Raw genomic sequence first — 13,422 nt, forward strand, 5'->3', positions numbered from 1 at the left:
CGATTTGAGGCTTCTAAAGGGTAATTAAAACACTACTTTATAATTGCATTACAATACTTATATTTGTGCCAGTTAATATTTGAATATACAATGAGAGAGATTCAATTTAGAGAAGCTTTGCGTGAAGCCTTAAGCGAAGAAATGCGTAAAAATGAAAACGTTTTCCTTATGGGCGAGGAAGTTGCGCAGTACAATGGCGCTTATAAGGTTAGTCAGGGTATGCTTGATGAGTTTGGCGAGAAACGTGTAATTGATACACCGATTGCTGAGTTAGGCTTTGCCGGTATTGCTATAGGTGCTGCAATGAACGGATTAACTCCGATTGTTGAATTTATGACCTTTAACTTCTCTTTGGTTGCTATAGATCAGATCATTAATGGTGCAGCTAAAATGTTGTCTATGAGTGGCGGTCAGTTTCCTGTTCCAATCGTATTCCGTGGCCCAACAGGTAATGCAGGTCAGTTAGGTGCACAGCACTCCCAGAATTTTGAGAACTGGTATGCAAACTGTCCAGGTTTAAAAGTTGTAGTTCCTTCTACTCCTTACGAAGCTAAAGGATTGCTTAAACAAGCTATTCTTGATCCAGATCCAGTTATTTTTATGGAATCGGAAGTAATGTACGGTGATAAAGGTGAAGTTCCTGAAGAAGAATATTACCTGCCAATTGGTAAAGCCAATGTGGTAAAAGAAGGTACTGATGTAACCATCGTTACTTTTGGTAAAATGCTTACTCGCGTGGTAAACCCTGCGGTTGAGGAATTAACTAAAGAAGGAATTAGTGTTGAAGTGATCGATTTACGTACTGTACGTCCTATTGATTATGCTACAATCATTGAATCTGTTAAGAAAACCAACCGTTTAGTGGTTGTAGAAGAAGCATGGCCATTGGCTTCAATTTCTTCTGAGATTGCATTTAACGTTCAAAAGAATGCTTTCGATTATTTAGATGCTCCAATCTTGCGCATTACTTGTGCAGATGTACCATTGCCTTATGCTCCGACCCTTATTGCGGCGAGCTTACCTAACGCAGAAAAAGTGGTAAAAGCAGTTAAAGAAGTAATGTACGTGAATAAATAAAAAATTATTGCCGCTTTTCTGAGCGCATGATGATATAGAATCCTGTCGGTAATACCGGCAGGATTTTTTTTGTTAACCATAATTTATTTTAGGATGTCAATTGTTAGGTTTATTTTTGGCGGCAATTGTACGTTGGGAGATCAAACAAAATATAAATGAGCAATCATTCTAAAATCATTGCTGCTGAATTGGCAGTAACGGAAAAACAAGTTATCGCTACTATTGAATTACTGGATGGGGGAGCAACAGTTCCTTTTATTTCACGTTATCGGAAAGAGGCGACAGGAAGCTTGGACGAGGTACAGGTAGCAGGTATTCGCGACAGGTTTCAACAATTGAGGGAATTGGATAAGCGCAGAGAGGCTATTTTAAAGGCGCTTGCAGCACTAGATAAACTTAGTCCTGAATTGGAAGCGCAGATTAATGCTGCAACAAATATCGCTACCATCGAGGATATTTACTTGCCATATAAACCTAAGCGCAAAACAAGGGCTTCTGAGGCGAGGAAAAAAGGATTAGAGCCTTTGGCGTTATTTCTATTGGAACAAGGTAAGGTAGCGCCGGAAACAGAGGCAGGGAAGTTCTTAAACGATGAGCTAGGTGTAACCTCTTTGGCTGATGCACTGGCAGGGGCAAGGGATATTATTGCCGAGTTGGTGAATGAAAACGTTGAGGCGAGAACCGCTATGCGTAATTATTACCAGCAAAAGGCCGCTTTTAAGTCTGTTGTGATCAAAGGGAAAGAAGAAGAAGGAATTAAATATAAAGATTATTTTAACTGGGAAGAGTCGCTTAAAACAGCGCCATCTCACCGGGTTCTGGCTATTCGTCGTGGAGAAAATGAAGGGATTTTGAAGCTGGATGCAACTCCGGCTGAAGAAGGTGCCATTGATATCCTCGAACGTCAGTTTGTTAAAAGTAACAATGCCTGTGCTGCAGAGGTTAAATTGGCTGTTCAGGATAGTTATAAGCGCTTGCTTGGCCCTGCAATGGAGACGGAAATCAGAAGTCTTTCTAAAGAAAAGGCCGATGAAGAGGCTATTCGTGTATTTGCTGAGAATGCGCGTCAGTTATTACTTGCTGCTCCAATGGGACAGAAGGATGTGCTGGCTATTGATCCTGGTTTCCGTACCGGATGTAAGGTGGTGTGTCTGGATAAGCAAGGCAAATTATTAGAAAATACCACCATTTACCCGCACACAGGGCAGGGGAATGTTAAAAAGGCAACAGAGACGCTTACCTCGCTTTGTGCCAAATATAATATTGAGGCTGTTGCAATTGGTAATGGTACCGCCGGAAGGGAAACTGAGGTTTTTGTTCGCGGATTAAATATTCCAGGTATTGTAGTGGTGATGGTGAGTGAAAACGGAGCCTCTATTTATTCTGCATCGGATGTGGCGCGTGAAGAGTTTCCTACACAAGATATTACGGTAAGAGGTGCAGTTTCTATTGGTCGCAGGTTGATGGATCCATTGGCTGAATTGGTGAAGATTGATCCTAAATCGATAGGTGTAGGTCAGTATCAGCATGATGTGGATCAGAGTAAATTGCAGGCTTCGCTTGATGATACGGTAATGAGCTGCGTAAATGCGGTAGGTGTTGAGTTGAATACGGCCTCTAAGCAGGTGTTGGCTTATGTGTCTGGTTTAGGTCCTCAGTTGGCACAAAACATTGTCAATTATCGCAATGAACATGGTGCGTTTAAAAATCGCGAAAGCTTAAGGAAAGTGCCACGTTTAGGTGATAAAGCATTCGAGCAGGCAGCTGGTTTCTTAAGAATTAGGGATGCGGAGGCTGTTTTAGATGCGAGTGGTGTGCATCCTGAGCGTTATGCTTTGGTGCATAAAATGGCGAGAGACTTAAATTGTAGCGTAAATCAGTTGGTTAAAGATACTGACTTGCAAAAGCAGATTAAACCTCAGCAGTATGTGAGCGAAGAAATTGGCTTGCCTACTTTAAATGATATCCTTGCTGAATTGGCTAAACCGGGAAGAGATCCACGTGAGCAGTTTGAGGTGTTTAGCTTCACTGATGGCGTAAATGAAATCGCTGATCTGAAAGTAGGAATGAAGTTGCCGGGTATTGTAACTAATATTACCAATTTCGGGGCGTTTGTAGATATAGGTGTACATCAGGATGGTTTGGTGCATACCAGTCAAATTGCTGACAAGTTTGTAGCCAATGCGAATGAGGTTGTTAAAGTACACCAAAAGGTTGAGGTTACTGTTGTGGAGGTGGATGTCGCGAGAAAGCGTATCTCTTTATCTATGAAAAAAGAGGTAGGAGCAAAACCTAAGCAGGATCATAAAGGGAGCGGAGATAGGGCTAAGGGTTCTGGTGCCAGGTCTTTTGCGAAGCCGGATCAGCATAAAAAAGCGGTGGCTAAGCCTCAGCAAAAGTCTGGGCAAAAAGAGAAAGCATTGCCTGAAGGGGATTTGCAATTGAAATTAGAGGCGTTGAAAAATATGTTTAAAAAATAACCATTCTCTTCAGAGGCTGCATTACTTGTCGCTGAAGAAGCTCCAAGAACGCTGAGGCCCCTTCTGAGAAGGTAATTTTTTTATTCACAACACAAAGGCAGGGGTTTGACTTCTGCCTTTCGTATGTTAAAATCAATTTCATTCGGAATTAGGGATCGGTTCTGTCAGGATGAGCTGATCTTTCTGATCATAATAAGTGCAGGTCATCAATGATAAATTCACTATCCATCTATCGATCCCTGTTTCTGCACAATGCCTGCAAAAGCTGAAGTAATCCGTTTGCCCTGCCTGATGCATTTTCAAATATTTGGTAAACTTTTTCTTATGACTTTTAGCAGCGACGACTAAAGGTTCATATTGTGCCTTGGAGCTTAGCTGATGGCCATTATGCCCAGAATACAGGGTATGGCTATTGGATACGTAGGTCACAAATTCTGCTACGCCTAACTCTTTGATCGCTTGAATGTACTGGGGGAAATCTGCTGCGGTTTTCACTTTCTCCTGTTCCTGCTCAATCGCTTTAAGTTCTATTTTAGGTTTATTAAAATGTTTAGAATCCCTCACAACTGACATCTCATCCCATTTTTCTGTCTGTTCGTTATCTACTATTCCATCCGCTATTACTGCTCTGAATACAGCAACAGGATTGAAGGTTTTACTATTGATGATCAGGTTACCAGAAAATGTCTTTTGTATAAACTGAAATGAAAACATAGAAATGCATAAACAGCCTGGTTCTATTTCAAAACTAAGTTCCTGCGCAGGAATAACGTTATCTCTTGAACCGTTTGGAATTTCAATCGACTGAATCGGACACATCGTTCTATTTCCATAAGTAAGGTCAAACATCCCCACAGCGATGTTTAGCAAGCAGGAAGTCGCTTTTGTTGGAAATTTCATATCCTTTGAAACAACCATTTCCGGCAATTTGATGGTCAGGATATTTCCCTCGATGCGCTGCTCAGGTTGCACAAAGAAATTATCCATTACCGGTGAATCCGCATTAAATTCAAAACCATTGAGCCGATCAAAACTGTTGGCTGTAAAATGATAAGTTTCAGATTGAGCGTCGAATGCTTGTTTCAAGGCCTTTTGTACATCCGTTCTAAAGCGATAAACCATTGTTCCATCATAAAAATCTGTGATGATCTCCGTTGTAACGCTCCGGAATTGTTCTGCCAGCGTACTGGCGATCCCAAATTGAGTTGCTGCTTTGTGTGTGTTTTTAGTTTGCTTCTCCTTTGTCAACCTGGATTTACCTGTAACCAATTGCATATTGCGATACTTCTTAAAAACAGCAGGCCCTATTACACCTGTCAGGAATTTTCCGTCAAATTTTGCCATGATCTATATGTTTTTTATAACTAAACAACTGATCTAAGATAAGGTTTGGTTAGCGTACTACAAAATTTCAAGTTAAAAAAGATTAAACAGTAACTAAATTCCATGTTTTAATTGAAAAAGTTGGATTATAGTTGGACTATACTTGGACTATAGTTGGAGTATTATACTAGGCAGACCGATCGCTTATTTATTTTCATCCCTTAGATGGCTGAATTTCCAGTTTCCTCTTTTCCGTATATATAAACGCCGCATTTATAAATTCAATGAGTTGGGTGTAAAAGTATAGCATATCGGCATTTTCATCTCCCTCGGTAAATCCGACTGAGTTATTCACCCATCCCTTATAGAGTTGCCAAACTTTTTCCCTGATATGATGGAGATCATTGTTATCCAAAAAGTCGACCATTGTGCTTAGAGGGTTTTCTAATTCATAGTCTGATAAATTTGCGGGCTGGTAATCCAGTTTTTTCATGATGTTTTCCATAATCTTATTTTTAAATCAGGATTGAATAGTAAAATTGGTTGCTAATTGGCGGCTCTGGCTGGATTGGCAAATTCGTTATATAACATGGCTTGTTGTGTTAACTGTGCTATCTTCTCTTCACACATTACCTTAGCAAGTGCTACAAACGCAATAATCTTATTGTATAAAAACCAGGAGTCATCTTCGGAAATGTTAAAAGTATCTTTGTATCTCGCTCTCGAATAACTTTTAAGCAATACTTCAAAAAGTCTTTCGTCATCAGGGCTACCGGATAAGAACATTTCTATGGGGGCATTTGAAAAGCAGGAGCAGAGGTGTAAAAGACGGCGTAAATTACGCATCTCTGCTCGATAGGCCAGATGCACCCTGATCAGTGCAGTACAGGTTTGTTCTACAGCCTGATGCAGCATAAATACGCATACATTATGCTGTTCAATAATGTCTTACTTAGCTATTAAATGAGTGAAATTTCTAAAATAGAACAATTTGTGATTGATAAAGTGAGAGAGCTAAGACTTAAGGCGGGCATAAGTCAAGTTAACCTCTCGATAGAAATCGGGCTAAGTTCAAAATTTGTTGGTAACGTTGAAAGCAGTAAAACGCCTGATAAATATAATCTAAACCACTTAAACAAGATCGCTGGTATTCTTAATTGCTCTATCAAAGATTTCTTTCCGGATCAGCCTTTACAAAGGTAAATGTTTTATCCGAAGACTTTTAGTGTTTCATCAAACGCTGCCCAGACCATGTATGGGTGAGAATCTGTATGGTATACCTCTCCGGTTGCGCTAATGCCAATAACACCGGCAAAGCCATCAATGGTAGCTAATTCCTGAAATGATTTATCACAGGCAGCTTTAAGGGTAAAGCCGTCGGTTACGCGGGTGACAATCTTAGTGGCAAGGCCGGCGCTTACAATGTCTTCGCCAACTCCTGTGCAGGAAATGGCTGCGTGTTGGTTGGCAAAGTTGCCGGCTACAGTAGCGGAGTCGCTAACGCGGCATGGGATCTCAAAGCCTTTACCTCCTGTAGAGGTTGCTGCGGCAAGGTTGCCGTATTGATCTAAAGCAACACAGCCTACTGTTCCTTTGCGTAAGGATTCGTTTTTTTTTGCTTCGTATTCTTGTTGGCGTTGCGGAGTAATGGGATTGTAGAACTCGAAACCGTTATTGCGGGCAAATGTGAGCGCGCCATCTCCGCTTAATACGCGATCATCGTAAGCCAGTAGACTTTCCGAGATCTTTATTGGGTGTTGTACGTTTTCTATATTGATGACTCCGCTAAACTTTTGGGTTATTCCATCCATAAGGGAGGCACTTAGCCGTACCTTGCCATCACTTTGTATTTGTGAACCCAGACCGGCATTAAATAGGTCATTGTCTTCCAATAATTTCGTGCCAAAAACAACGGTTTCTAAGGCAGTATGTGTTTTTAGGTAGTTGTAGGATTGTTGGGTAATATCCGAAAGGGCGTCTTGTTTTGCTTTTTTCGTTTCCTGGTTGGTTGCCGACTCACTGAAAAAGCCACCATGAATAATAATTTTCATTGCTGTTAGTCTATTGAAACTGATTTTGGATGGTGGATAGTGAGTTGGTGTAAGCTAAGGTCGTATACGTCGCCGTCGGACATGGTATGAACCGTCATATTACTGATGGATACCGGTTGTCCCATCTCTACATCTGTAAGGTTAGTATCGGTGATATTTCTCCCATCTACCAAAATTACCATACCTGAGCCAATGGCTTCCATGGTATTGCCATTTGAGATGTATAAGCCTGTATCTTCACCTAAGCCTATGCCCAGGATTCCTGGATTGCTGGCCGTAGCATATAAAAGTCTGCCGATTCTTCCTCTTTGGACAAAATGAGTATCTACAATTACGCCGTCGATAAAGCCCAATCCGCCAGTAATTTTTACTTCTCCTTTTAACAAGGCGTCCTTGCTGCTTCCTTGATAGATCATGTTTTTTGAACTGGCAGCCGCTCCGGCAGATGTACCTGCAATCACAATCGCTTCATCCTGATATTTGTCGAGCAGGATTTGGTGAATTGAAGTGCCTCCAAAGATGGAGGATAGGCGGAGTTGATCGCCTCCAGTAAAGATGATCACATCTGCGGCCTTTACACGAGCGCAATTTTCTGCTGCATTGGCCTGCTCTCTGTTGGCAATATTTAGTACCCCAACATTATGAACCTCAAGTTGGGCAAATGCCTTAATGTACTCTTCGCCTACTTTTTCGGGTATTAAAGATGCAGTCGTGATGATCTCAAAGCGCGATTCCGTATTCTTTGATGATTCTGTTGTGATTCTTTTTAAAATGCCCCTTTCAAAAAAGTTCATATTCTGGGGCAATCCAAACATAGTTTCTGTAAAACTTCCTGTATTTATTGCACCCCCTATTATTATTAATTTCCCTTTTGGAGTCATTTTTTCTGTAATATATTATCAATAATTCCAAATATATATGCAATAGTGTAAAATCTGCCATTTTTATTAATAATAATGGGATTTATTTATGATTTTTTGGACGGTTTTCCAGTTTATTTCCTTGCGAAAAATAGATGTAAACAATCCATATTGGTGTAGTAATTTATTAGAAAAATATACCCAACTTTAATGTCTCCATTTGACCGTATCATGATAACTGTAAAAGATTCCTATAATGCGTTCACAATCAACACATAAAACAATAATTTCGATATGAATATTTTAGGCATACAGGTGCTCCGTGGACCGAATATATGGTCAATTAGAAGGAAGAAGTTAATCCAGATGCGTTTGGATCTGGAAGAGATGGAGCAGAGGCCGACAAATGTGATTGAAGGTTTTGGGGAACGGATAGCAAAGTTGCTACCTAGTTTATATACCCATCGCTGCTCAAAGGGTGCGCCTGGTGGTTTTTTAGCTCGTATTGAAGAAGGCACCTGGATGGGGCATGTGATTGAACACATTGCGCTTGAAATCCAAACGCTGGCTGGAATGGATACGGGTTTCGGAAGAACCAGGCAGACTAAAACAGAAGGTATCTACAATGTTGTGTTTAGCTATATCGAAGAAAAAGCAGGTGTATTTGCTGCTGAATCTGCTGTTAGAATTGCAGAAGCCTTGATCAATGATCAGGAGTATGACCTGGAGGCTGATATTCAGCGGATGCGCGAATTGAGAGAGATAGAACGTTTTGGTCCCAGCACGGGCTCAATTATAGATGAGGCTATTTCGAGGGATATTCCTTGGATAAGGTTAAATAAAGGTTCTCTTGTGCAATTGGGCTATGGTAAAAATCAGGTTCGCTTTAGGGCAACTATGACAGAAAGGACCAATAGTATCGCTGTTGATATTGCCTGTAATAAAGATGAAACCAAAAGGATTTTACAAGACTCGGCTATTCCTGTAGCTAAGGGCGTGACCATTTCTGATGTAGCAGATTTGCCAGATGCCATAAAAAAGGTTGGCTATCCATTGGTATTTAAGCCACTGGATGGAAATCATGGCAAGGGCGCTTCTATCAATGTGCTAACTGATGAAGCTGCTGCTGCTGCTTTTGAATATGCTAAAACTTATTCCCGTAAAATCATTATAGAACGTTTCATAACTGGGTATGATTTCAGGGTTTTGGTTATTGACCATAAAATGGTTGCTGCGGCCTTGCGTGTTCCTGCTCATGTAACAGGTAATGGACAAGGGACAATACAAGAACTGATTGATAAAGAAAATGAAGACCCTAGAAGGGGATATGGGCATGAGAATGTTCTGACAGAGATTGGCATAGATCGAGATACCTTAGATTTGTTGGGTAAAAAGGGTTACACTTTAGAGACTGTTCCGCCGAAGGGTGAAATTGTATATCTTAAATCTACAGCTAATTTAAGCACAGGTGGTACATCTATAGATGTGACGGATTTGGTGCATCCTCAGAATGTATTTATTTGTGAACGTATTTCCAGGGTTATTGGGTTGGATATTTGCGGGATTGATATTATGGCCGAGAACCTTACGCAGCCTTTACCTGAAAATGGCGGGGTTGTATTGGAGGTTAATGCGGCACCTGGTTTCAGGATGCACCTGGCCCCAAGTGAAGGCTTGCCAAGGAATGTTGCTGCTCCGGTAATTGATATGCTTTATCCGCCAGGTAAATCGGCAAGGATTCCTATTGTTGCGGTTACTGGTACCAATGGAAAAACAACAACAACTCGACTTATTGCGCATATTTTGAAAAGCAATGGTACTAGAGTAGGTTTTACCACCTCTGATGGTATTTACGTGCAGAATACGATGCTTATGAAGGGAGATACAACGGGACCCGTTAGTGCTGAGTTTATATTAAGGGATCCTACGGTAGAATTCGCTGTATTGGAGACTGCTCGTGGGGGTATTTTAAGGGCCGGTTTGGGTTTTAACCATTGCGATATTGGCGTGGTAACCAATATACAGGAAGATCACCTTGGGATTTCGGATATTCATACACTGGATGATCTGACTAAAGTAAAAGCAGTAATTATTGGTTCGGTTAAAAGAAGTGGCTGGGCGGTATTAAATGCGGATAACAAATACTGTATTAAAATTGCCGGCAATGCCGATTGTAATGTGGCTTATTTTAGCATGGACGAAAATAATCCGGTTATTGTAGAGCACAGTAAAAAAGGAGGTATAGCGGCTGTTTATGAGAATGGTTATATCACGATTAAAAAGGGCGATTGGAAGATCAGAGTAGAAAAAGTAACCCATATTCCTTTAACCTTTGGTGGTAGTGTAGATTTTATGATCCAAAATGTATTGGCTGCAACGTTGACTACTTTTTTATGGGGATATAAGATTGAGGATATCAGGATGTCACTAGAAACGTTTATTCCTTCGGCGGCTCAAACACCAGGACGGATGAATATCTTCAACTTTAAAGAGTTTAAGGTTCTGGTTGATTTTGCACACAATGCCAATGGTTATAATGGTATTAAAACTTATCTGAAGTCTATTGAAGCTACTGAGCATATTGGTGTGATTTCTGCTACTGGAGATAGAAGAGATGAGGATATTAGAGAAACTGGACGTATTTCCGCTCAGATGTTCGATAAAATTATCATCTGTCAGGAAAAATACCTTCGTGGGCGTGTTCCTCAGGATTTGATCGATTTATTGCTGGAAGGAATTGCTGATGTGAAGCCTGATATGGAAGTTATGATTAACAACAGTGGTGATGATTGTTTAAAATACCTGATTGCGACTACAAAATCGGGTTCATTTATCACAATTTTAAGTGGTACGATCGGTGATGCAGTCGATAAAGTGTCTGAATATCTTGATAAGGAATTGGGCGTTTAGTGTTGGATTTTTAATATAGTTTTAATCAAAATATAAAATGGGGTATTTAGTCCAGGCTGAATACCCCGTTTTACATTTTAATCCTTACTAAGGGATCCGAATATGGCCTTGATAATTGCAACTACAATGGCTAAAAACGCCGCTGCCCAAAATCCTGAAGCGTGAAATCCCGACATCACATTGGAAACCAATAAGATCATTAACACCGAAATGATAAAAGAAATCAATCCAAGCGTTAAAAAATTAACGGGAAAGGTGAGTACCCGTAAAATAAATCCAATAGTAGCGTTGGCTAGTGCAATTAAAAGAGCTGCAATAACGGCTGTTCCGAAGCCGTCTACTGTGACGCCTGGCACCAAATAACGGGCGCCTATAAATACTGCAAGTCCGGTCAATAATATTTCTACAATAAATCTCATAATGTTTAATTTAGCGGTATGGTTAAATGTTTTGTTAGATCGTTTGGTGGTTTTTTGTTTGTTATTTTTTTGTTCGCCTGTTCATCAGCAAATAACAAGCCACTTTTAATAGGCTTTTCTGCGGATAGTTCGGCTATTGTATTTGATAATATCGATCGCTCGGGCTTGTTGCAGCTACAAAATGAATCCTCTGGAGCAGATTCGACGCTTAATGGTTTGGTCTCTGTTTTGCAAACGCCATCCGATCAGGACTCGACGTTAACTGAGCTTCCGATTGAGGGTAAAGTTGTAGCTACAGATAGCAATCTTGTTTTTATCCCTAAAACGCCTTTTGTAAAAGGAAGAGACTATCTGGTCTTAACTCATTTGAACGCTAGGTTTGGGAGTGTAAAAGAATTGCTGAAAAACGAGTTGAAACCTGGGGTAAGAGCGCATCAACAATTACTAACCAGGTAGGAACAATTTAAATATTAGAACTCATTGTGTTATAGCATTTTTAATTTATAAAAATATTTCATACATTTGCGCTGTAATAGAGGTAAGAGGGGGCAGAAGTCCCCTCTTTTCTATTATTGGCAAATTGGTTATGCAGGTAGAAAAAAGAGTAACAGAATTAGTTGAAGAGAAGATTTCGGATAGGCCGGAGTTGTTTTTAGTTGAGGTTAAGATGCTGCCAAATCATAAGCTTATTATACATGTTGATGGCGATGAGGGGATTAGTATTCAGGATTGCGCGGCCATTAGCAGGCATGTAGGTTTTCATTTGGAAGAGGAAAATACAATTGAAAAGGCATATAATCTGGAAGTATCTTCGCCAGGAGTGGGTGAACCTTTAAGGCTTAAAAGACAATATGTTAAAAATATTGGACGCGAGCTAAGTGTAAAGCTGACAGGTGGCGAGGTGAAAGAAGGGAAGTTGTTAAGTGCTGATGAAAACAGCATAACCATAGAAGCAAAGGTTAAAGAAAAAGGTAAAAAGGTTCAGTTGGTAGAAACCAACATAGACTTTAATGATATAACAGAAACAAAGGTTTTAATTTCATTTAAATAAAAATGAGCAATATTAATTTAATCGATTCATTTCAAGAGTTTAAAGACTTCAAGAACATCGACCGTCCTACAGTGATTAGTGTGCTGGAAGAGGTATTTCGCAGTATGTTGCGTAAAAAATATGGTACGGATGAGAATTGCGATGTAATTGTTAACCCGGACAACGGAGATTTGGAAATCTGGCGCACCAGAAAAGTGATGGAAGATGGCTTTTCTGAGGATGATGATTTAGAAATTGAATTGGCGGAGGTAAAACAATTGGATCCGGACATGGAAGTTGGCGACGACTACATTGAGCAGATCACATTGGAGAGTTTTGGTCGTAGAGCGATTTTAGCCGCCCGTCAGACACTAGTTTCTAAAGTCTTGGAATTAGAGAAAGACGAAATCTTTAAGAAATATAAAGACAGAGTTGGTGAGATCGTTACCGGTGAAGTTTACCAGGTTTGGAAAAAAGAAACTTTGGTGCTTGATGATGAAGGTAATGAGTTGATGATGCCTAAAACGGAGCAAATCCCAGCGGATTACTTCAAAAAAGGAGATTCTGTTCGTGCGGTGATTTTGAAAGTGGATATGGTAAATGCTACGCCAAAGATCATTATTTCGAGAATTGCGCCTGAGTTTTTACAACGTTTGTTCGAAATCGAGGTTCCTGAAATTTTTGATGGTTTGATTACCATTAAGAAAATCGTTCGTGAACCAGGAGAGCGTGCTAAGGTTGCTGTAGAATCATACGATGACAGAATTGATCCGGTAGGAGCTTGTGTTGGTATGAAAGGTTCACGTATCCACGGTATCGTTAGAGAGCTTAAAAACGAGAATATTGATGTGATTAACTTTACAAACAATATCTCATTATATATTACAAGGGCATTGAGCCCAGCAAAAATCACCTCTATTAAATTAGATGATGAAACTAAACATGCTTCAGTTTATTTGAAGCCAGATCAAGTTTCGTTGGCAATTGGACGTGGTGGACATAACATTAAACTAGCTGGTAAGTTAACTGGTTACGAAATCGATGTGTACCGCGAAGCAGGTGAAGAAGATGAGGATGTGGATATCGAAGAGTTCTCGGACGAAATCGATAGCTGGATCATTGATGAGTTGAAATCTGTTGGTTGTGATACAGCTAAGAGTGTATTGGCTTTGTCTGTTGATGAGTTGGTTAAACGTACCGATTTAGAAGAAGAGACCATCAAAGAAGTCATGAGTATTTTAAAATCAGAGTTTGAATAACGTTGGCTATGGT

13 protein-coding genes are annotated in these 13,422 nt (G+C 40.2%); 7 read left to right on the forward strand and 6 right to left on the reverse strand.

The window, feature by feature from the left end:
* Positions 1–90 precede the first annotated feature (90 nt).
* Entirely contained in the window at positions 91–1,077 is a 987-nt protein-coding gene (locus FBD94_RS24410; RefSeq protein ID WP_136882152.1) for a pyruvate dehydrogenase complex E1 component subunit beta, read from the forward strand.
* Positions 1,078–1,232: 155 nt separating this feature from the next.
* Positions 1,233–3,557 (forward strand): Tex family protein, encoded by a 2,325-nt coding sequence (locus tag FBD94_RS24415; RefSeq protein WP_136882153.1) that lies wholly within the window; start codon positions 1,233–1,235, stop codon positions 3,555–3,557.
* A 138-nt stretch (positions 3,558–3,695) separates the two neighbouring features.
* Here FBD94_RS24415 and FBD94_RS26390 read toward each other — a convergent pair whose 3' ends face one another.
* The 3 genes from FBD94_RS26390 to FBD94_RS24430 all read right to left on the reverse strand — a co-directional run bounded on the left by FBD94_RS26390 (position 3,696) and on the right by FBD94_RS24430 (position 5,825).
* The gene (locus tag FBD94_RS26390; RefSeq protein ID WP_235884645.1) at positions 3,696–4,901 is read right to left on the reverse strand and encodes a DUF1398 domain-containing protein; all 1,206 of its coding nucleotides are present in this window, start codon (positions 4,899–4,901) and stop codon (positions 3,696–3,698) included.
* Between the two features lie 193 nt (positions 4,902–5,094).
* The gene (locus FBD94_RS24425; protein WP_136882154.1) at positions 5,095–5,385 is read right to left on the reverse strand and encodes a hypothetical protein; all 291 of its coding nucleotides are present in this window, start codon (positions 5,383–5,385) and stop codon (positions 5,095–5,097) included.
* 41 nt (positions 5,386–5,426) lie between these two features.
* Positions 5,427–5,825, reverse strand: a complete 399-nt coding sequence (locus FBD94_RS24430; RefSeq protein ID WP_317131575.1) for a HEPN domain-containing protein — start codon at positions 5,823–5,825, stop codon at positions 5,427–5,429.
* 18 nt (positions 5,826–5,843) lie between these two features.
* Here FBD94_RS24430 and FBD94_RS24435 point away from each other — a divergent pair, with 18 nt between their 5' ends.
* Positions 5,844–6,083, forward strand: coding sequence for a helix-turn-helix domain-containing protein (locus FBD94_RS24435; RefSeq protein ID WP_136882156.1), 240 nt, complete (start codon positions 5,844–5,846; stop codon positions 6,081–6,083).
* Between the two features lie 5 nt (positions 6,084–6,088).
* Here FBD94_RS24435 and FBD94_RS24440 read toward each other — a convergent pair whose 3' ends face one another.
* Together FBD94_RS24440 and FBD94_RS24445 are read right to left on the reverse strand one after the other, a co-directional pair.
* Positions 6,089–6,931: an isoaspartyl peptidase/L-asparaginase gene (locus FBD94_RS24440; protein ID WP_131607910.1), complete on the reverse strand. Its 843-nt coding sequence runs from the start codon at positions 6,929–6,931 to the stop codon at positions 6,089–6,091.
* Between the two features lie 5 nt (positions 6,932–6,936).
* The gene (locus FBD94_RS24445; protein WP_136882157.1) at positions 6,937–7,812 is read right to left on the reverse strand and encodes a cyanophycinase; all 876 of its coding nucleotides are present in this window, start codon (positions 7,810–7,812) and stop codon (positions 6,937–6,939) included.
* Between the two features lie 273 nt (positions 7,813–8,085).
* On the opposite strand from FBD94_RS24445, the gene cphA reads away from it, so the two are divergent.
* Positions 8,086–10,701, forward strand: a complete 2,616-nt coding sequence (gene cphA, locus FBD94_RS24450; RefSeq protein ID WP_136882158.1) for a cyanophycin synthetase — start codon at positions 8,086–8,088, stop codon at positions 10,699–10,701.
* 77 nt (positions 10,702–10,778) lie between these two features.
* Here cphA and FBD94_RS24455 read toward each other — a convergent pair whose 3' ends face one another.
* Positions 10,779–11,120: a phage holin family protein gene (locus FBD94_RS24455; RefSeq protein WP_136882159.1), complete on the reverse strand. Its 342-nt coding sequence runs from the start codon at positions 11,118–11,120 to the stop codon at positions 10,779–10,781.
* Positions 11,121–11,138: 18 nt separating this feature from the next.
* Here FBD94_RS24455 and FBD94_RS24460 point away from each other — a divergent pair, with 18 nt between their 5' ends.
* The 3 genes from FBD94_RS24460 to nusA all read left to right on the forward strand — a co-directional run bounded on the left by FBD94_RS24460 (position 11,139) and on the right by nusA (position 13,409).
* Positions 11,139–11,576 carry a hypothetical protein gene (locus FBD94_RS24460; RefSeq protein WP_131607915.1) on the forward strand — a complete coding sequence of 146 codons (438 nt, stop codon included), beginning with the start codon at positions 11,139–11,141 and terminating at the stop codon, positions 11,574–11,576.
* 130 nt (positions 11,577–11,706) lie between these two features.
* On the forward strand, positions 11,707–12,171 hold the full coding sequence (gene rimP, locus FBD94_RS24465; protein WP_136882160.1) for a ribosome assembly cofactor RimP: 465 nt from the start codon (positions 11,707–11,709) through the stop codon (positions 12,169–12,171).
* A gap of 2 nt (positions 12,172–12,173) precedes the next feature.
* Positions 12,174–13,409 (forward strand): transcription termination factor NusA, encoded by a 1,236-nt coding sequence (nusA, locus tag FBD94_RS24470; RefSeq protein WP_090783111.1) that lies wholly within the window; start codon positions 12,174–12,176, stop codon positions 13,407–13,409.
* Positions 13,410–13,422: the final 13 nt, after the last annotated feature.

Origin of the sequence: Pedobacter hiemivivus, from assembly GCF_005144565.1 — a bacterium.
Lineage (GTDB): Bacteria > Bacteroidota > Bacteroidia > Sphingobacteriales > Sphingobacteriaceae > Pedobacter > Pedobacter hiemivivus.